Below are 19,255 nucleotides of genomic sequence, written 5' to 3'. Positions count from 1 at the left end.
AAAACCCAACTGCTCCGCCGTTTTCCTCGCATTTCCTGAAGGTTTCCCGTGCCTCTCGACGTCATCGCTCTCGTTCTGTTCGGGGCGCTCCTGCATGCGACATGGAACGCGCTGGTCAAGGCGGGATCGGAGAAATCGTTGGATGCGGCGATGATCGCGCTGGGTGCTGCCGTCGTCGCCCTGCCCTTCCTGCCGTTCATGCCGCTGCCGCATCCCGACGCCTGGCCGTTCATCCTGGTGTCGGCGCTGTTCCAGTTCGCTTATTTCCAGCTGGTCGCCGCCGCTTACCGGGCGAGCGACATCGGCCTCGTCTATCCGCTGATGCGCGGTGTGGCGCCTTTGCTGGTGGCCGCGACCAGCGGCGCCATCATCGGCGAGAACCTGTCCACTGGTGCGATCGCCGGCGTGCTGACGATCTCGACCGGCGTGCTGACGCTCGCCTTCGAGGCGCGCAAGGGCGGCAAGCGCGCCATTCTGCTAGCGCTTGCCAATGCCGTGGTGATCGCCTGCTATACCTATGTCGACGGCATCGGCGCACGGCTGGCGCTCAATCCCATCTCCTATACGCTGTGGATGGCGCTTTTGCCGCCGGTACTTCTCTTCACCTGGGCTTTCGCCACACGCGGCTTCGCACCGGTGCTCTTCCACGTCCGCCATCAATGGTGGCGCGGCCTGATCGGCGGCGGCGGCTCGATCGGCGCCTATGGCCTGGCGCTCTGGGCGATGACGAAAGCGCCGGTCGCGACCGTTGCCGCGCTGCGCGAAACATCGATCCTGTTTGCCATCGTCATCTCGATCGTCTTCCTGAAAGAGCACGTCAGCATCTTCCGCATCGCCGCCGCCTGCCTGATCGCGCTCGGGGCGCTGATGCTCAAGCTGGCTTGAGAAATCCGGTAAAATCACGTATGTACAGGATCACGTACAGAGGATCCCATCATGAACGTCATCAGCCTATCCGAACTTCGCGCCAACATGGCAAAGCACTTCGACCGGGTCGAACAGGATCACGACGAACTGATCGTGACGCGGCAAAACCGCGAGCCCATGGTCGTCATGTCGCTCAGCGATTTCGAAGGATGGAAGGAAACGATGTACCTGACGGCAAATCCCGTCAATAGGGAACGCCTTCTTCGCTCAATCGCCGAGCTGGATGCCGGCAAGGGCATCGAAGTCGATTTTGACGCGTTGCTTGCGCAAGAATGAGGCTCCAGTTTTCGGCCGATGCCTGGGATGACCTGCAATACTGGATCGCTCAGGACCGAAAAATGCTGGGGCGCATTCTCCTGCTGCTGAAAGAATGCCAGCGAACGCCTTTTACCGGCACCGGTAAACCAGAGCCTCTCCGGAACGAACTCAAAGGATGGTGGTCGCGCCGCATCAACCAGGAACATCGTCTGATCTACCGCGTGTCCGGCAGTGGCGATTTACAATTGCTTGAAGTCGCAGCCTGCCGGTCGCACTACGACTAGATCAATTGCCTTCCCACTCCGGCGTCCGCTTGCCCAGAACCGCATCGATACCCTCTTTCGCATCCGATTTGAGCATGTTCTCCACCATGATACCCGTGGCGAAATCATAGGCGTCCGCGATGCTCATGTCCGCCTGAGCGTTGAAGGCCTGCTTGCCGATCCGCAGTGCCTGCGGCGATTTCGAGGCGATGACGGCGGCGTATTTGTTGACCACCTGCTGCAGATACTGTTTCGGCACGATGCGGTTGATCAGGCCGAAATCCTTTGCCGTCGAGGCGTCGATGGTTTCGCCGGTCAAAAGCATTTCCATCGCCTGCTTGCGGTGGGCTGCGCGCGATACGGCGACCATCGGCGTCGAGCAGAACAGGCCGATATTGACGCCGGGCGTGCAGAAAGTCGAACTATCCGTACAGATCGCCAGATCGCAGCTCGCCACCAGCTGCAAACCGGCCGCCGTCGCCAGCCCATCGATTTCGGCGATCACCGGTTGCGGCAGCTGGCCGATCTTCAGCATGAGATCGGCACAGAGCCGCAGCGTTTTCTCGAAGAAGGCTCGCCCGTCGTCTTCGTCGGAACGGTGCGCCGTCAGTTCCTTCAAGTCATGCCCCGCCGAGAAAAGCGTGCCGGACGCTGCCAGGATGACAACCCGGATGTCTTCGGACTGGGCAACGGCATCCAGCTCCGTGGACAGCGCTTCCAGCAACCCGATCGACAATACGTTGGCCGGCGGATTGTTCAGCGTCAGCCGCAGCACGGCGCCGGAAACCTCACTCAGCAGCAGGCCGCGGGGTTCTTCCTTGTGTAAGGGAACGATGTCCGCCATGTCTTTTTCCTCTGTCAAACTTCTTGCCGGGTCGGCCACATCAGCGCTTGGTACGCCGCGGCAACCGCCGTTTCAAGCGCGCACGACAGAGTTTAAGACTTTCTTCCAGCTTGCCCTGGCGGGCTGCCGGTCTGTAAAGCAGTCCTGTCTTTTGGGAGCACGCCATGTCTCTGGAACCGATCCTCACCGTCGAAGACCTCAACCGCTTCCTCGAAACGGATTTTTCCGAGGTGCATACCGATGGCAGGATCTTTGAGGTCATCGCCACCGGCCCGGGCTTTGCCACCATGCGGCTCGATCCGCAGGACAAGCACCTGCGCCCCGGCGGCACGGTTTCCGGGCCGACGCTGTTCGCCCTTGCCGACGTCACCGCCTATATCACCCTGCTTGCCCATATCGGCCCGGTGGCGCTTGCCGTTACCACCAATCTCAACATCAACTTCCTGCGGAAACCGAGGCTTGAGCCCCTGCAATGCACCTGCCGCATCCTGAAACTCGGCAAGCGGCTGGCGGTGCTCGATGCCGCGATCAGCGCGCTTGGCGCTCAAGAACTGGTCGCCCACGCGACCGCAACCTATTCGATTCCACCCAGATAATTTGTGGTATTAAAATACCTCATATCTAACCATATGTTTTATATAGGAAATTTTTCAAACCGCTCGAAACGGCGATCTTGACGGCATTTCATCGCTTGCGTATAAGCCGCACCAGATCGCGGTCCCTCGGGGCCGCTTTCATTTTTGGCTGACTTTCGGGTCCGTCAATTCAAGCAACAAGAAACGCCCGGCGGCAACGCATCGGGTTCAAACGAAAGAGTTTTAACATGTCAACCTTCGTTCAGAAGCCTGCAGAGGTGGAGAAGAAGTGGATCCTCATCGACGCCGAAGGCCTCGTTGTCGGTCGCGTCGCTTCCATTATCGCCAACATCCTGCGCGGCAAGAATAAAGTCACCTACACTCCTCACGTTGACGATGGTGACAATGTCATCGTGATCAACGCCGAGAAGGCAGTCCTGACCGGCAAGAAGTACACCGACAAGAAGTACTACTGGCACACCGGTTACCCGGGCGGCATCAAGGAGCGCACCGCGCGCCAGATCATCGAAGGCCGCTTTCCGGAGCGCGTTCTTGAGAAGGCTGTCGAGCGCATGGTTCCCCGTGGCCCGCTTGGCCGTCGCCAGATGAAGAACCTGCGCGTTTACGCCGGGACCAATCATCCGCATGAAGCACAGCAGCCGACCGTCCTCGACGTCGCCAAGCTGAACAGCAAGAACGTAAGGAGCGCCTAATCGTGGCTGATCTCTCTTCTCTGAAAGACCTCGGCACGGCGACTGAAGCAACCGCTTCGGCTCCGGTTCATGTCAAGAAAGTCGACGCCCAGGGCCGCTCCTATGCGACCGGCAAGCGCAAGAACGCCGTCGCCCGCGTCTGGGTCAAGCCGGGCTCCGGCAAGATCACCGTCAACGGCAAGGAATTCGCAGCTTACTTCGCGCGTCCGGTTCTGCAGATGATTCTGCGCCAGCCGATCTTCGCAGCTGCCCGTGACGGCCAGTTCGACATCGATGCAACGGTTGCAGGCGGCGGTCTTTCCGGCCAGGCCGGTGCCGTTCGTCATGGCATTTCGAAGGCTCTCACCTACTTCGAACCGGGCCTGCGTCCGGTCCTGAAGAAGGGTGGCTTCCTGACCCGCGACAGCCGCGTCGTCGAGCGTAAGAAGTACGGTAAGGCCAAGGCCCGCCGTTCGTTCCAGTTCTCGAAGCGTTAATCGTTTCCGGACTATCGATTTGGAAAAGGCGGGCTTTGTCCCGCCTTTTTCTATGCGCTGATATCAGATCGGCAGTTCCGTCGAGAATTTGAGCTCGCGCAACACGAAGCTCGAGACCACGGTGCGCACATGCGGATTGCGCATCAGATAGCGCGTCATGAACGCCTCGTAGCTCTCGACATCGCTCGCCCGGATCTTCAGCATGTAGTCGAAGGCGCCGGATAGTGCGTAGCACTCCATGATTTCCGGCCGTTCCAGCACCACCGAGGCGAAGGACGCTACCGCTTCCTCGTGGTGATCCTCCAGCGTTACATGCGCAATGACGCAGAGCTTGAGATCGAGCTTGCCCGGATCGAGCAGCGTCACGCGCTTGCGGATGACGCCATCCGCCTCCAGCTCCTGAATTTTGCGCCAGGCCGAGCTTTGCGACATGCCGGCCTTTTCCGCCAGTTCCGCCAGCGACAGGCTGCCATCGGCCTGAACGAGTTGCAGCAGCTTGCGGTGAAAATTCCCGGTTTCTTTCATTTTCCCAGAACCTTCCGAAAAATCCTGCCAGGATTATGGCGCCCGCCAGCAGGAAAGAAAGGAAAATTCGCCGTTTCAGGGGCATAATTGCACAGATGTCACCGCACCCGGGAGGATCGGAACATGACCAAGGAAAGCAGCTACACCGCCAAACTGCCCGGCTCGGACGGGCTTTACGCCTACACCGCCGAGGAAGATGCGATCTGGGGCGAACTCTATCAGCGCCAGATGAAGCTGCTCACAAACATGGCCTGCCGGGACTATCTGGACGGCGTCAAGACGCTTGGCCTCAAGCCGGACAAGGTCCCGCAACTCGCCGATGTCAACCGTCGCCTGCATGAAACCACCGGCTTCGGCGTAGAAGGCGTGCCTGCCCTTATTCCACCCTCACGCTTCTACGAGCTTTTGTCGCAGGGCAAGTTTCCGCTCGCCACCTTCCTGCGCCGCCGCGAGCATATCGACTATATCGAGGAACCGGACCTGTTCCATGAGGTGTTCGGCCACTGCCCGCTGCTCACCAATCAGAGTTATGCCAATTTCGTCCGCCATTTCGGCGAAGCCGCCGTGCGCCTCGGCAAAGGCTATTCCTGGCACCTCTTCCGCATCTTCTGGTTCACGGTGGAATTCGGCCTGATCAACACGCCGCAGGGCCGCCGCTGCTTCGGCGCAGGCATCGTCTCCTCGCCGAGCGAAGCGAAGGCTGCGATGGAGGGCACGGCATGCGAATTCCGGCCGTTCGACCTCTTGAGTGTGCTCAGAACCCCCTACCGGATCGATATCGTCCAGCCGGTCTATTATGTCATCGACAGCTTCGCCGATCTGGAAGCGATCGTCGAACAGGACATCGAAGGCATGATCCTGAAGGCGAAGGCGCTGGGTGATTTTGCCCCCACCTTCGAAGCCAAGGCCTCGTGAAAGACGGATTATCCGGCAGCGGCCACAATAGGGGTCTTGCCTTCCTTCGGCCGATTGTCCAACGTCGCGTCACACAACGGACGAGACGGATCATGGCCAACAAGACGATAGACCACGCGATCACCGCCACATCGCTGAAAAGTGCTGCGACCGACCCGACCCATGCCGGCATCCTGTCGTTCATGCGACGGAAATACACCAAGAGCCTGAAGGGCGTCGATGCCGTCGTCTGGGGCATCCCCTTCGATGCGGCGACGTCCAATCGTCCCGGCGCGCGTTTCGGGCCACAGGCGATCCGCCGGGCGTCCGCCATTTTCGACAACGATCCGCAGTACCCGTTCGAACGCGATCTTTTCGAGGACATGGCGACGATCGACTACGGCGACTGCCTGCTCGACTACGGCAATCACGGCAAGACGCCGGCGACCATCGAGCGGGAAGCAGCGAAGATCCTCAAGAGCGGCGCCTTCCTGCTCACGCTTGGCGGCGACCATTTCGTCACGCTGCCGCTGCTGCGCGCCCATGCCGCCCTCCATGGCCCCCTCGCCCTCGTCCAGTTCGACGCCCATCAGGATACCTGGGCCGACGAGAAGGGCCGTATCGACCACGGCTCCTTCGTCGGCCGCGCCGCCCGCGAAGGGTTGATCGATACCGCAAGCTCGATCCAGCTCGGAATCCGCACCCATGCGCCCGACGATTGCGGCATCCGCATTCTCTACGGTTACGACATCGAAGAGATGAGCGCCGGTGAGATCGCCGACGTCATCCTCCACCATGTCGGCGACCGCCCGGCCTATCTCACCTTCGATATCGACTGCCTCGACCCGGCCTATGCGCCCGGCACCGGCACGCCGGTTTCCGGCGGGCCGTCCTCGGCCAAGATCCTGTCAGTGATCCGCAAGCTTGGAGCGCTGGTGATCAAGGGTGCCGACGTGGTCGAGGTGGCGCCGGCTTACGACCATGCCGATATCACCGCCATTGCAGGCTCCACCATCGCGATGTATATGCTCGGCCTTCATGCCGAACAGCTGGCGGAACGGCGCGGATAACGGTCTCTGCCGGCCTGTTGTCAAACTGATTCAATTGCATGCCAAAGTGATTCCGGAAGCACCGCTAATCATCTGGCAGGACAGGATAAAATCATGAAACCGAAGATTTTCATCGATGGCGAACACGGCACCACCGGCCTGCAGATCCGCACCCGCATGGCGGGCCGCTCGGATGTGGAGCTTCTCTCCATTCCGGAAGCGGAACGCCGCAATGCCGCCATCCGCGAAGATCTCCTGAACAGCGCCGACGTCGCGATCCTCTGCCTGCCCGACGATGCCTCCAAGCAGGCCGTCGCCATGCTGGAAGGCAACAACAAGGTGCGCATCATCGACACCTCGACGGCGCACCGCATCGCACCGGACTGGGCCTATGGCTTTGCCGAAATGGACACGGCACAGGCCGGAAAAATCCGTGATGCCCGCCTCGTCGCCAATCCCGGCTGCTATCCGACGGGCGCCATCGGCCTGATCCGCCCGCTGCGTCAGGCCGGCATCCTGCCGGAACATTATCCGGTGACGGTCAATGCGGTCTCCGGCTATACCGGCGGCGGCAAGCAGATGATCGCGCAGATGGAAGACCCGGCCAATCCGGATCACATCGATTCGCCGAACTTCCTCTACGGCCTGACGCTGAAGCACAAGCATGTGCCGGAAATGCAGATCCACGGCATGCTCGATCGCGCCCCGATCTTCTCGCCCTCGGTCGGCCGCTTCCCGCAGGGCATGATCGTCCAGGTGCCGCTGTTCCTCGATCAGTTGACGGATGGCGCAACGCTCGAAAGCATTCACGCCGCCCTCGTTGCCCACTATGCCGGTCAGTCGATCGTCACGGTCGTTCCCCTCGAGGAGAGCGCGACAATAGCCCGCGTCGATGCCGTCGAACTGGCCGGCAAGGACACGATGAAACTCTACGTTTTCGGCTCGGCCGGTGGCGGACAGGTCAATCTCGTCGCCTTGCTCGACAATCTCGGCAAGGGTGCCTCGGGAGCGGCGGTCCAGAACATGGACCTGATGCTCTCGGCCTGAGAGACGATCCCCAAGGGGGTGGCCTGCTGCCGCCCCTGCCCGCCATGGCGGAAAGGCACTGACCTGACATGGGCGATACCGGTTTTCTCGCGACCCTTTTGACAAGGGTCGCAGCCTCCTTGCCCGAACATGGCCTCTATCCGCTGCTGGTCTGCACCTTCATCGCCGGCATGGCGCGCGGCTTTTCCGGGTTCGGCGCCGCCCTCATCCTGATCCCGATCGGCGGATCGATCGTCGGACCGAAAATCATCTCGCCCGTGCTTCTGGTGATCGACACCATCGCTGCTGCTGGCATGCTGCCGGCCGCATGGCGAGCCGCCAACCGGCGCGAGGTGTTCACCATGGCATCGGGCGCCTTGATCGGCGTGCCGCTCGGCACGGCGGCGCTGGCTTTGGCCGATCCCCTTTACCTGCGCTGGGCGATCACCATCGTCTCGGCATGTCTGCTGATCCTGCTGGTCTCCGGCTGGCGCTATCACGGGCAGCCGCGTGCGCCGCTGACGGCCGGCGTCGGCGGCATTGCCGGGATCTTCAGCGGCGCGGCACAGCTCGGCGGCCCGCCCGTCGTTGCCTACTGGCTGAGCGGCGCCAGCGACGTGCTGGTCATCCGCTCCAACATCATGCTCTATTTCGCGATTTCGTCGGCCCTGACCGCCGTCAGCTATCTCGTCGGCGGCCTGTTCGTCGAGCAGGTCTTTGCCCTGACGCTGGTCATCCTGCCGCTCTACGCGGGGGGCCTCCATGTCGGTTCCCGCCTGTTCGGCCTTGCACGGCCCGCGACGTTCCGGATCATCTGCTACACGCTGATCGGCGCCTCCGCCGTGCTCGGCATGCCGGCGCTCGATATGCTGCTGCGCTGATCAGTCCGGCACCTTGATCGCCACCGGGCGCGGATATTCGCCGACGAATGCCCGCCAGTGGGCGACGGCGAAGCCGAGCACGATCAGCGCGCCGCCCTGATGCGCCACGCCCCAGCCGACCGGCACCTGCAGCAGCAGCGTCGTGATGCCGATGATCGCCTGGAGCGTCACCAGCACGAAGAGCAGGACGGAGCGGCGCGCATGCGTCGTCTCCGGCGCGGCGCGCAGCGAGGCGATCATGTGCATCAGCACGAAGGCAAACAGCACATAGGCGCCGATGCGGTGCACGAACTGCACGGTCTTCGGATTTTCGAAGACATTGATCCAGGCCGGCTGCTGGATGAACAGGTCGCCCGGCACCAGCGAACCGTCCATCAGCGGCCAGGTGTTGTAGCTCATGCCTGCGTCGAGACCGGCGACCAGTGCGCCGAGATAGATCTGGAACAGGGCCATGCAGACGATGATCGCGGCCATCTTGCGCGAGCTTTTCGTCGGCGCCGGATCATCCGCATGCGGCGCCAGACCGCGGCCGATCCAGACGCAGGAGATGAAGATCAGACAGGCAATGACAAGATGGGTGGCAAGCCGGTACTGGCTGACCTCGGTGCGGTCGGCAAGGCCGGACGACACCATCCACCAGCCGATGAAACCCTGAAATCCGCCCAGCGCCAAAAGGCCGACCAGCGGCAGCTTCAGGCGCGGCTCGATCTGTCCGCGGATCCAGAAGAAGGCCAGCGGCAGCGCGAAGATCAGCCCGATCGAGCGGGCGAGCAGCCGATGTGCCCATTCCCACCAGAAAATGGTCTTGAAACCCTCGACGGTCATGTCGCTGTTGAGCTGTTCGTATTGCGGGATCTGCTTGTAGAGGTCGAACTCCTCCTGCCACTCGGCGGCGGTCAGCGGCGGAATGACGCCATGGATCGGCTTCCACTGCGTGATCGACAGGCCGGATTCGGTCAGCCGCGTCGCGCCGCCGACCAGCACCAGCGCAAACAGCGCCAGCACGACCACACCCAGCCAGATCCTGACCTGGGTCCGGTTATGGCTGACCGTATCGATCTCGCGCAAAAGACGTTGTTCCGTTGCCAAATCCGTGCTTGCCATCCGAGGACTCCACTGTCGAAACACACAGGTGCTGCCCGAGAGGGCGATTTGTCTCAAGACCCATGCATCAAAAACGTTGATTTGCACCAGAGCAGCATGCAAAACAAGACTTATCCCTTTGCGGCATGCCGTCGCGGCCCAGTGCCTGTGCGCGGCAAAACCCGCCAACCGGAAAGACCTGAATGCCCGAACGCCTCAGAAAACTGATCGGCACCGTCCTGATCGTCGTCCTCGTCATCGTCTATGCGCTGGTGGCAACCACCTTTGCCTCGCTGCTTCTCGGCACCGCGCCCTGGTGGGTGCATCTCGCCTATTTCTTCTTCACCGGCCTGCTCTGGGTGCTGCCCGCCATGCTGATCATCAAGTGGATGGAAAAGCCCGCCAAGCCGCGCTGACCCTCGAGGAAAACATCATGAAAATCGCAGTGATCGCCGATATCCACGGCAATGACCTGGCGCTCGAAGCCGTGCTCGCCGACATCGCCTCACATGGCATCGACGATGTGGTCAATCTCGGCGATCACCTGAGCGGCCCGCTCAATGCCGCCCGCACGGCCGATATCCTGATGGCGCGCGATTTTCCGTCGATCCGGGGCAACCACGACCGCTGGCTGATCACCAAGGAACCGGCCGACATGGGGCGCTGGGACCGCGCCGCCCATGACGAGCTGCAGCCGCATCATCTTGACTGGCTGCGTACCCTGCCCCCGACGCTCGTTCACCGGCAGGAGCTCTTTCTCTGCCACGGCACGCCGCAGGACGATCTCATCTACTGGCTGGAAGACCTGACGCCCGAAGGCGTGGTGCACATGTCGGCCCGCCGGCGCATCGAAGGCTTCGCCGCCGGTATCGAGCAGCCGGTCATCCTCTGCGGCCATACCCATATTCCCCGCGCCGTGCACCTTGCCGACGGCCGGCTGATCGTCAATCCCGGCAGCGTCGGCTGCCCCGGTTATGACGACGACGAACCGGTGTTCCACAAGGTGGAAACCGGCTCGCCCGATGCCGCCTACGCCATCCTTTCGAAAGCCGACGGCCGCTGGGACGTGACGTTCCGCCGCGTCGCCTACGATCACAGGGCGATGTCGCGGCTGGCCCATGAGCGCGGAAACAAGGAATGGACCAGCGCGCTCGCCAGCGGCTGGCTCGGCGACTAGCCCGCCCCCGAGCATCGTCTTAGCCATTCAGTAACCGCATTTGCCGAAATCCGCGGCAGCCGATCCGTCATCCGCCCGGTTTAAATGAAAATAAGGGCATGCTCGCGTTAGATGTAACGACATCCAGTTCCCGGAACAACAAGCGATCATGACGGACGTGGACCTCAACATGATGCCTGTTAGCAAGGCTCGCCGTCGCGTCTGGCACGCCCGTCGCGAAAAGGCACAGGATATTGCGGCCGCCCGGGACCTCCGATTGACCGTCCATGTCAGCATGGACGCGCTGGAGGCCGACTGGCGGGCGCTGGAGGCATCCAGCGCGACGTCCCTGCATCAAGGCTTCGACTGGTGCGCCGCCTGGGCTGCGACCCATTCCAGCCAGCTGCTGCTCGTGCGTGGCAGCATCGGACCGAAAACGCTGTTCATCCTGCCGCTCGAACTGGTGCGCGGCCGGCTCTTCCGCACTGCGCGGTTTATCGGTTCGCCGCACAGCAACCTCAATACCGGGCTTTTCGCCACCGATATCGATCCCCTCACCTGCGAACAGCTGGCCTCGTCCCTGATCGCCGAACTCTCGGCGAAGCTGTCGCGCGTCGCCGATATCGTGACGCTGGACAAGATGCCCTTCGACTGGCACGGGACGCCGCATCCGCTCACCTCGCTTCCGGCAGTCCGCAACCAGAATTCGTCCTTCCAGCTGCCACTTCTTGCCAATTTCGAAGCGACGCTGGCCCAGCTCAACGCCAAACGGCGGCGCAAGAAATTTCGTGTTTCGCAACGGCGGCTGGACGCGCTCGGCGGCTACGAATACGTGATAGCCAAGACACCGCAGGAGCGGCGGCAGATCCTCGACCTGTTCTTCGAACAGAAAGCCATCCGCTTCAAGGCGCTCGGCCTGCCCAACGTTTTCCAGGACAGAGAGACGCAGGCCTTCTTCCATGCGCTGGCGGCGGTGGAGCCGACGGCGGAAGGCCAGCCTCTCGAACTCAACGCGATCCGCCTGCGCGGCGAACAGAACGGCCGCATCGTTGCCATCGCCGCCCTGTCGCGCAAGGGCGACCACGTGATCTGCCAGTTCGGATCGATCGACGAAAATCTTGGCGCGGAAGCCAGCCCGGGCGAGCTGCTCTTCTACCACATCATCAGCAGATACAATGCCGAGGGAATGACGCTGTTCGATTTCGGCATCGGCGATCAGGCCTATAAGCGCTCCTGGTGCACGGTCGAGACCGTGCAGCGCGATATCGTCCTGCCGCTGACCCTGCGCGGGCGTCTGGCGGCTGCGGCCCATCACACAGCGGTCTGGCTGAAGGTTGGCATCAAGAAGAACAAGAAGGTCTATGCCTTCGTGCAGCGCCTGCGGCAGGGCCGGCAAACACCGGGCACTGCGGAAACCGACGGCGACTGAGCCGGTTTCCTTTGCGCCTCAAGCCGCACGGCGGCTGGAATCTCCCGGCTGCGGATAGCCCGTCCCGGTCATCAGCACGATTTCGCCGAAACCGGCCGCTCCGAAATCCGTGATCAGGTCGATGATCTCCTCGTTGCCGACAGCAGGCGCGGAGATGATGATCTGCGTATCCTTCGACCGCGTTACCTTGCGGATCGCATTGACATCGGCCGGGCCGCATTCGACCAGCACCGTGTCATAGGCGTTCGACAGGGCGTCGATGATCATCTGCAGCCGCTCGATACCGCGCATGGCCAGCACCGGATCGGCGTCGCCCTGCGGGATGATATGCGCGTCCGACAGGTGGTCGGCGTGGATCGTTTCGGTGAAGGGAACTTCGCCCACGAGCAGATTGGTAATGCCGGCAAGATCGGTCGACTGCGTCATCAGGCGCGTCGGGCAGGCCGAGCCGGTCAGATCGATCAGGACGATCTTGCGCCCCTCCTCGGCCACCAGCCGCGTCAGCGCCACCGCATTGACCGAACCGTCATCGCCGGCCGGCGATACGGAGATGGCCACGCGAATATCGTCGGCACACAGGTGGTCGGCAACGGATTCGATCGAAAAATCGTCCTCTTCCGGCTCGATGTCATCGTCCATTTCCATGATCTCCGGCCTTTCCTCAATTTCGGGCGCTTCTGCGATCTCGGGCGCTGCAGCCTCCACGAAGACGGATTCGTAAGCGGCAACAGGGGTTGCCTGTTCGACCATCGGCTGCGACACGGCGTCCTGCGCCAGCGGCGTTTCCAGCAGTTCCTCTTCGACGTCCGGCTCCCGGCGCTGCCCGACGGGGCGCAGGGCGCGGCCGCTGAACAGTTCGGACAGCATGATGATCACACAGCTGACGAGGAAGCTCGCGAGGGCTGCAACGATGGTGATCGGCAGCACCTTGGGGAAGCTCACTTCGGTCGGCTCGACCGCCTGGGATATGACGCGGGCATCGGCGGGGGCGGCGTTCTCGCCGCTGCGCGACGTCGCCTCACGGTAGCGTGCCAGATAGGTTTCGAGCAGCTGCCGCTGCGCGGTCGCTTCCCGCTCCAGCGCCCGCAGGCCGACCTCGTCCTCGCCGGCCTTGGCGGATGTCGCCTTCAGCGTGTTGAGCTGGGCCACCAGCTGGCGCTCGCGCAGCTGCGAGACGTTCGCCTCGTTTTCGAGGCTGCCGAGGATCTTCTTGGTTTCGCCGATGATCTGCGCGCGAATGCCCTGAAGCTGCGATTTCAGGCCTTTCAGGCGCGGATGTCCATCCAGAAGAGTGGTCGAAAGATCGGCGATCTGCCCCTGGATATTGGATTCGGTTTCCTTGAGACGCTGGATCATCGGCGAGGCGACGACATCGTTCAGCGTATCGACGGCGCGGCCGCTGGCAAGCGCCGTGCGGACATTCTCGGCCCGCGCCTCGGCATTGGCGCGCTCGCCGCGCACCCGGGCAAGCTCGGTGGAAATATCGTTCAGTTGCTTGGTGGCGAAGGTACCGCCGGTTTCGCCGGTCAGCAGCAGATCGGAAGAGGAGCGGTAATTGGCAACCTTCTCCTCGGCCTCGCGCACCTTTTCGCGCAGATTGGCGATCTCCGGCTCCAGCCAGCGGCTGGCCTCCGAATTGGAATCGAGCTTGGCGCCGCTCTGCAGCGACAGGAAGACCTTGGCCATCGCATTGGGGATGGCGGCCGCCAGCTGCGGATCCTCCGAGGTGAACTGCATCGCGATCACCCGCGATTTCTCGACCTGATAGACCTGCAGCTTCTTTTCGAACTCCTTCAGCACCCGTTCTTCCGGCGCCAGATCGAGAGGATTCTTCTTGATGCCGAACATCACCAGCATGTCGGAGATCGCCGAGGGATTGGCCGTCGGATCGAATTCCGGCCGTTCATGCAGCTTCATCTCGCGGGCGACCTGCTTGATCAGATCGGCCGAGCGCAAGACCTGCACCTGGCTGGAGATGCCCGATTCGTCGAACGGACTGTCGGCCGTCTGCGGCTGGACCTGATTGGCGCCGCTGAACTCCGCCTGGCGCGATTCGATCAGCAGGCGGGCCTCGCCCTGATATTCGGGAGACATCAGGCTGGCGCCGGTAAAGGCGAGGCCGGCGAAAACCACCGTCGCCAACAGCACCCTGCTCCGCCGCCGCCAAATGGCGCGGAACAGCCCGCCGAGATCGATATCCACATCCTGCTGACCGTCGTTGACGCTCGACATGCCCTTTACCTCGAACCTTCACACAACCTGACGTCACAGTAAACAAACATGGTAACGCAAGGGTTAATGCGGCTTGAGGCCTGCGAAACAGGCTCGGGACGATTGCAGAATGCATAAACATAACGTCGAACGCGAATTTTTCCGCCGCCTTTACCGGCTATTAACCTTAATGGAGTGATAACATCAGGCCATGACATGGTTTCTGGAGCCCGAGAGCCCGATGACATTCGCACGATTGAAAACAGGTTCTGCCTTGGCCGCACTCTCTCTGTGTCTTGCAATCTCAGGGTGCAGCAGCTACCAGCCTGCGCCCAAGGCCTTCCATGAGGCCTCCATCCAGCCTTACCGGGTGGATAGCGGCGACAGGCTGCGCATCAGCGTTTTCGAACAGGCGGGCCTCACCGGCAGCTACACCGTCGATCAGGCAGGCTATGTCGCCTTCCCGCTGATCGGCGCCGTGCCGTCGCGCGGCCATACCCTGCCGGAAATGGAAAAGACCATCGCCAGCAAGCTGCGCGAAGGCTATCTGCGCGATCCGGACGTGACGATCGAGGTCGATCGCTACCGCTCCGTCTTCATCATGGGCGAAGTCGGCCAGGCCGGGCAATATTCCTATGTTCCGGGCATGACGGTCCAGAACGCCATCGCCGTTGCCGGCGGCTACTCGCCGCGCGCCAACCAGGCGAATGTCGATGTCACCCGCAAGATCAACGGACGCGTGCTCACCGGCCGGGTCTCCATCTCCGACCCGATCATGGCCGGCGACACCATCTATGTGCGTGAGCGGCTGTTCTGACAGCCATGCATGATCCCCGCCCGCTGCGCATCATTCATTGCTTTCGCTCGCCGATCGGTGGAATTTTCCGCCATGTGCGCGATCTGGCGGAAGCCCATGCCAAGCAGGGCCATCAAGTCGGGATCATCTGCGACAGCACGACGGGCGGCAGCTACGAAGACGCGCTTTTCGACGAGATCAGGCCGTTTCTGGCGCTCGGTCTCGTCCGCCTGCCGATCCGCCGATCCATCGGCCCCACCGATCTGGCAGCCCTCTGGAGCAGTTACAAGGAAATCAGAAGTTTGCAGCCGGATATCCTGCACGGTCACGGCGCCAAGGGTGGCGCTCTGGCCCGGATCATCGGCTCAGCCTTGCGGGTGAACAGGTATTGCGTTGCCCGCCTCTACTCGCCGCATGGCGGCAGCCTGCACTATGACAAGGCAACGCTCTCCGGCAAAACGGTGTTTTTCCTCGAACGCCTGCAGGAGCACCTGACCGACGCGATCGTCTTCGTCTGCGATTTCGAACGCCGGACCTACGAGGCCAAGGTCGGCAAGCCACGGCCCCGCAGCGAACTGATCTACAACGGCATCGACGATCGCGATTTCGAGACCGTCCATGCCCGTCCGGATGCCGTGGACTTCCTCTATATCGGCATGCTGCGCGACCTCAAGGGACCCGACCTGTTCATCGATGCCTTCGCGCAGACCGAACGGATCATCGGCAGGCCGCTCGCGGCCATGATGATCGGCGACGGACCGCAGCGGCAGGAATACGAGCAGATGATGCTGGAGCGCGGCCTTGGCCGCCGTATCGCCATGCTGCCGGCGATGAAGGCCCGCGATGCCTTTGCCTTTACCCGCAATGTCGTCGTGCCCTCGCGCGCCGAATCCATGCCCTATATCGTTCTTGAAGCGCTGGCCGCCCGTAAGCCGGTGATCGCCTCGCGGGTCGGCGGCATTCCGGAGGTTCTCGGCACCCAAAGTGCAGCACTTGCCGCGCCGGACGATGCCCAGGCACTCGCCGGCGTCATGACCGCAGCGATGACCGAGCCCGGCTGGTCCATCAGGGTCATGCCGGATGCGGACGCCTTCAAGGCGGCGTTCTCGACATCGACGATGGCCGGCAGCATCATGCGGCTCTACCGCCAGCTTGTACCGGAACAGGCCGCCAAACGCGCTCCCGCGGCCAACCGCTCGTAAGCGTTTCTTAGGGGCTTTCTGCTATCCCGGAAGGACACAACGGCCCGGGCGGATATCATGAACCAGATCAACAAACCGGAAGCTTTCGACGCTGACGCTTTGCGCAAGAAGATTTCGGAGATCCGGACGCTTGCGCCCGGCGACAAACGCAGCGACGAAGCCAAGCGGGAACTCAACCCGCTCGCACGCCGCATCGCGTCGCAATTCCGCACCGATACCTATTCGCCGAACATGATCGTCGGCCTGATGCGGCTGTTTGAATTCACCGCGCTGTTTGCCATCGGCTATGCCATCCATATGCTCTACGTCGCGCCGCCGCTCGACGAACTGCTCGGCTATTGCGGGCTGATCGCCGGCGGCTCGGCGCTGACCGTGGTGTTCCTGCAGCTGTGCGACGGCTATCAGGTTCCCACGCTGCGCTCCGCCGCCCGCATGCTTCCCCGGCTGATCGGCTGCTGGACGCTGGCTTTCGCCTCGATGACCCTGGTGCTCTTCCTCCTCAAGACCGGCGAAACCTTTTCGCGGCTTTCCTTCGGCGGCTGGTACGTGCTGGGTGCAGTCTTCCTCGTTGCCGAACGCGCCTTCATCGCCTTTTCGATCCGGCGCTGGGCGCGCAACGGCATCATGGAGCGCCGCGCGGTCATCGTCGGCGGCGGCCAGCCGGCCAAGGATCTGATCCGCTCGCTCGAACAGCAGACCGACAACGATATCCGCATCTGCGGCATCTTCGACGACCGCGACGAGCGCCGCTCGCCCGGCATCATCGCCGGCTACCCCAAGCTCGGCACCGTTGCCGAACTGGTGGATTTCGCCCGCCTCACCCGCATCGACATGCTGATCATCGCCTTGCCGATTACGGCCGAACAGCGCATCCTCGAACTGTTGAAGATGCTGTGGATCCTGCCGGCCGATATCCGCCTTGCGGCGCATGCCAACAATCTGCGCTTCCGGCCGCGCAGCTATTCGCATGTCGGCCAGGTGCCGATGCTCGACATCTTCGACAAGCCGATCGCCGACTGGGATTCGGTCGCCAAGCGCATCTTCGACGTGTTCTTCAGCATCGTCGCGCTCGCCCTGCTCTGGCCGGTGTTCATCGGTGCGGCGATTGCCGTGAAGATCAGTTCGCCCGGCCCGATCATTTTCAAGCAGAAGCGCCACGGCTTCAACAACGAGGCGATCGACGTCTACAAGTTCCGCTCGATGTATACCGAGATGAGCGACCCGACCGCCCGCAACGCCGTCACCAAGGGCGATCCGCGCGTCACCCCCGTCGGCCGCTTCCTGCGCAAATCCTCGATCGACGAGCTGCCGCAGATCTTCAACGTGCTGAGGGGCCAGCTGTCGCTCGTCGGGCCGCGGCCGCATGCCGTTCTCGCCCAGACCGCCGACCGCACCTATTCCGACGTCGTCGAAGGCTACTTCGCCCGCCATCGCGTCAAGCCGGGTGTCACCGGCTGGGCCCAGATCAACGGCTGGCGCGGCGAGATCGACAATGACGACAAGATCAAGTTCCGCACGGCCTTCGACCTCTATTACATCGAGAACTGGTCGCTGTGGCTGGACCTGAAAATCCTGTTCCTGACGCCGGTCCGGCTTCTCAACACGGAAAACGCCTATTGAGCACGCTTGACGCCACGTCTGCCGCGGGCTTTCACCCGCAGCGAGCCGCCGTGGCGATCCTCGGCTCGGCAATGGTAACGTTCGGCGTCTTCCTGTCGGGTTTCGTCATTGCCGAACCGGCGCCCTACGAAGTCTTCATGGCGGCGCTGATCGGGCTGTGGTTTCTCTTCGGCCTGAAAATCTCGCGCTCTGTCGCGCCGCTTCTGGCCCTGCTGATCCTGTTCATGACCGGCGGCATCCTGTCGCTGACCGTGATGAGCGACCTCGCCACGGCGCCGATGTACATGGCCGTATCGGGCTTCCTCTGCCTATCCTCGGTGTTTTACGCCGCCATCATCGAAGCGCGCCACGAGCGGCTGAAGCTGATCTTCGACGCCTGGGTCGCTGCCGGTGTTCTCACCTCCCTGCTCGGCATCCTCGGCTATTTCGGCGCAATCCCCGGAGCCTCGAATTTTACGCTCTACGACCGTGCCAAGGGCGCGTTCCAGGATCCCAACGTCTTCGGCCCGTTTCTGGTCGCCCCGTCGATCTATCTCATGTACCGGCTGCTGACCGAGCGTATCGCGACCGCGCCGGTAAAGGCGGCCGCCATCCTGGTCATGGCGCTCGGCCTGTTCCTCTCCTTCTCCCGCGCCGCCTGGGGGCTCTATCTGTTCTGCGCCTGCGCGCTTGTGCTCGTCATGCTGCTCAAGGAGCGGACCGGCGCCTTCCGGCTGAAGATCCTCGTTCTGGCGCTGGGCGGCGCACTGCTGATGATCGCGGCTCTTGCCGTCGCCCTGCAGATCCCGCAGGTCGCCGACCTCTTCTCCAACCGCACCCAGCTGGTGCAGGACTATGACGGCGGTCATCTCGGCCGCTTCGACCGCCACAAGATCGGCTTCCTGATGTCGATGGAAAAGCCGCTCGGCATCGGACCGATGGTGTTCAGCACCATGTTTCCCGAGGACGAGCACAATATCTGGCTGAAGTCGCTGACCTCCTACGGCTGGCTCGGCTTCGTCTCCTACGTCACGCTGATCCTCTGGACGCTGACGATGGGCTTTCGCTTCCTTCTGCTCGACCGCCCCTGGCAGCCTTACCTGATGATCTCGTGGATCGTGCTGATCGGCCACGCCGCCATCGGCAATGTCATCGACACCGATCACTGGCGGCATTTCTTCCTGCTGCTCGGCGTCATCTGGGGCTGCGGCGCGCTGGAATACCGCCACCGGCGCAAGATCCCGGCCACGCAAAAGCGCCGCAGCCAGCCCGCGCCAACGCTGCGTTAACGTCAATCCTGTACATAAGAATATGGATCGGTTCCATGTCGGGACCGGCTGCGGATTGT

General features: G+C 62.4%; 21 protein-coding genes. 17 read left to right on the top strand and 4 right to left on the bottom strand.

Annotated elements, in window-relative coordinates; all coding sequences use genetic code 11:
- Positions 1-48: 48 nt before the first annotated feature.
- Genes ADU59_RS07850 through ADU59_RS07840 form a run of 3 tightly spaced genes read left to right on the top strand, consistent with a single transcriptional unit; the run spans position 49 to position 1,469 of the window.
- A complete protein-coding gene (locus ADU59_RS07850; RefSeq protein WP_068953370.1) occupies positions 49-885 on the top strand; it encodes an EamA family transporter in 837 nt (278 codons plus the stop codon).
- A 51-nt stretch (positions 886-936) separates the two neighbouring features.
- Positions 937-1,203 carry a type II toxin-antitoxin system Phd/YefM family antitoxin gene (locus ADU59_RS07845; RefSeq protein ID WP_068953368.1) on the top strand — a complete coding sequence of 89 codons (267 nt, stop codon included), beginning with the start codon at positions 937-939 and terminating at the stop codon, positions 1,201-1,203.
- Positions 1,200-1,469 carry a Txe/YoeB family addiction module toxin gene (locus tag ADU59_RS07840; protein ID WP_068953366.1) on the top strand — a complete coding sequence of 90 codons (270 nt, stop codon included), beginning with the start codon at positions 1,200-1,202 and terminating at the stop codon, positions 1,467-1,469. The genes ADU59_RS07845 and ADU59_RS07840 overlap by 4 nt, the downstream gene beginning before the upstream one ends.
- Before the next feature lies 1 nt (position 1,470).
- Here the strand turns inward: ADU59_RS07840 and ADU59_RS07835 are convergent, their stop codons facing one another.
- The gene (locus ADU59_RS07835; RefSeq protein ID WP_068953365.1) at positions 1,471-2,292 is read right to left on the bottom strand and encodes an enoyl-CoA hydratase; all 822 of its coding nucleotides are present in this window, start codon (positions 2,290-2,292) and stop codon (positions 1,471-1,473) included.
- A gap of 164 nt (positions 2,293-2,456) precedes the next feature.
- On the opposite strand from ADU59_RS07835, the gene ADU59_RS07830 reads away from it, so the two are divergent.
- From ADU59_RS07830 to rpsI, 3 genes are all read left to right on the top strand, one after another.
- Positions 2,457-2,888: a PaaI family thioesterase gene (locus ADU59_RS07830; protein WP_068953363.1), complete on the top strand. Its 432-nt coding sequence runs from the start codon at positions 2,457-2,459 to the stop codon at positions 2,886-2,888.
- 227 nt (positions 2,889-3,115) lie between these two features.
- Positions 3,116-3,580 carry a 50S ribosomal protein L13 gene (gene rplM / locus ADU59_RS07825; protein WP_068953361.1) on the top strand — a complete coding sequence of 155 codons (465 nt, stop codon included), beginning with the start codon at positions 3,116-3,118 and terminating at the stop codon, positions 3,578-3,580.
- A gap of 2 nt (positions 3,581-3,582) precedes the next feature.
- Complete coding sequence (gene rpsI, locus ADU59_RS07820) at positions 3,583-4,056, top strand: 30S ribosomal protein S9 (RefSeq protein ID WP_068953359.1); 474 nt, start codon at positions 3,583-3,585, stop codon at positions 4,054-4,056.
- A gap of 63 nt (positions 4,057-4,119) precedes the next feature.
- Here rpsI and ADU59_RS07815 read toward each other — a convergent pair whose 3' ends face one another.
- Entirely contained in the window at positions 4,120-4,581 is a 462-nt protein-coding gene (locus ADU59_RS07815) for an Lrp/AsnC family transcriptional regulator (RefSeq protein WP_068953357.1), read from the bottom strand.
- Between the two features lie 123 nt (positions 4,582-4,704).
- On the opposite strand from ADU59_RS07815, the gene ADU59_RS07810 reads away from it, so the two are divergent.
- The 4 genes from ADU59_RS07810 to ADU59_RS07795 all read left to right on the top strand — a co-directional run bounded on the left by ADU59_RS07810 (position 4,705) and on the right by ADU59_RS07795 (position 8,431).
- Positions 4,705-5,496, top strand: a complete 792-nt coding sequence (locus ADU59_RS07810; RefSeq protein ID WP_068953355.1) for a phenylalanine 4-monooxygenase — start codon at positions 4,705-4,707, stop codon at positions 5,494-5,496.
- Between the two features lie 92 nt (positions 5,497-5,588).
- Entirely contained in the window at positions 5,589-6,545 is a 957-nt protein-coding gene (speB, locus tag ADU59_RS07805; RefSeq protein WP_068953353.1) for an agmatinase, read from the top strand.
- A 93-nt stretch (positions 6,546-6,638) separates the two neighbouring features.
- Positions 6,639-7,571, top strand: a complete 933-nt coding sequence (argC, locus tag ADU59_RS07800) for an N-acetyl-gamma-glutamyl-phosphate reductase (RefSeq protein WP_068953351.1) — start codon at positions 6,639-6,641, stop codon at positions 7,569-7,571.
- Positions 7,572-7,639: 68 nt separating this feature from the next.
- Positions 7,640-8,431, top strand: a complete 792-nt coding sequence (locus ADU59_RS07795; RefSeq protein ID WP_068953349.1) for a sulfite exporter TauE/SafE family protein — start codon at positions 7,640-7,642, stop codon at positions 8,429-8,431.
- Here the strand turns inward: ADU59_RS07795 and ADU59_RS07790 are convergent, their stop codons facing one another.
- Positions 8,432-9,535 (bottom strand): COX15/CtaA family protein, encoded by a 1,104-nt coding sequence (locus ADU59_RS07790; RefSeq protein ID WP_068953347.1) that lies wholly within the window; start codon positions 9,533-9,535, stop codon positions 8,432-8,434.
- Between the two features lie 182 nt (positions 9,536-9,717).
- On the opposite strand from ADU59_RS07790, the gene ADU59_RS07785 reads away from it, so the two are divergent.
- From ADU59_RS07785 to ADU59_RS07775, 3 genes are all read left to right on the top strand, one after another.
- Positions 9,718-9,930: a DUF2842 domain-containing protein gene (locus ADU59_RS07785; protein ID WP_068953344.1), complete on the top strand. Its 213-nt coding sequence runs from the start codon at positions 9,718-9,720 to the stop codon at positions 9,928-9,930.
- Positions 9,931-9,947: 17 nt separating this feature from the next.
- A complete protein-coding gene (locus ADU59_RS07780; RefSeq protein ID WP_068953342.1) occupies positions 9,948-10,691 on the top strand; it encodes a metallophosphoesterase family protein in 744 nt (247 codons plus the stop codon).
- Positions 10,692-10,836: 145 nt separating this feature from the next.
- Positions 10,837-12,099 (top strand): GNAT family N-acetyltransferase, encoded by a 1,263-nt coding sequence (locus ADU59_RS07775; RefSeq protein WP_425332004.1) that lies wholly within the window; start codon positions 10,837-10,839, stop codon positions 12,097-12,099.
- An 18-nt stretch (positions 12,100-12,117) separates the two neighbouring features.
- Here the strand turns inward: ADU59_RS07775 and ADU59_RS07770 are convergent, their stop codons facing one another.
- Positions 12,118-14,331 (bottom strand): GumC family protein, encoded by a 2,214-nt coding sequence (locus ADU59_RS07770; RefSeq protein ID WP_068953338.1) that lies wholly within the window; start codon positions 14,329-14,331, stop codon positions 12,118-12,120.
- Between the two features lie 220 nt (positions 14,332-14,551).
- Between ADU59_RS07770 and ADU59_RS07765 the strand changes: the two genes are divergently transcribed.
- Genes ADU59_RS07765 through ADU59_RS07750 form a run of 4 tightly spaced genes read left to right on the top strand, consistent with a single transcriptional unit; the run spans position 14,552 to position 19,196 of the window.
- Positions 14,552-15,127, top strand: a complete 576-nt coding sequence (locus tag ADU59_RS07765) for a polysaccharide biosynthesis/export family protein (protein ID WP_068953753.1) — start codon at positions 14,552-14,554, stop codon at positions 15,125-15,127.
- 5 nt (positions 15,128-15,132) lie between these two features.
- Entirely contained in the window at positions 15,133-16,308 is a 1,176-nt protein-coding gene (locus ADU59_RS07760) for a glycosyltransferase family 4 protein (protein ID WP_068953336.1), read from the top strand.
- Between the two features lie 57 nt (positions 16,309-16,365).
- The gene (locus tag ADU59_RS07755) at positions 16,366-17,928 is read left to right on the top strand and encodes an undecaprenyl-phosphate glucose phosphotransferase (RefSeq protein WP_068953334.1); all 1,563 of its coding nucleotides are present in this window, start codon (positions 16,366-16,368) and stop codon (positions 17,926-17,928) included.
- Positions 17,925-19,196, top strand: a complete 1,272-nt coding sequence (locus ADU59_RS07750) for an O-antigen ligase family protein (protein ID WP_068953332.1) — start codon at positions 17,925-17,927, stop codon at positions 19,194-19,196. The genes ADU59_RS07755 and ADU59_RS07750 overlap by 4 nt, the downstream gene beginning before the upstream one ends.
- The last annotated feature ends 59 nt before the right edge of the window (positions 19,197-19,255 follow it).

This window comes from Pararhizobium polonicum (assembly GCF_001687365.1).
In the GTDB taxonomy this organism is placed as follows: domain Bacteria; phylum Pseudomonadota; class Alphaproteobacteria; order Rhizobiales; family Rhizobiaceae; genus Pararhizobium; species Pararhizobium polonicum.
This window is presented reverse-complemented; position numbering and strand designations above follow the sequence as displayed.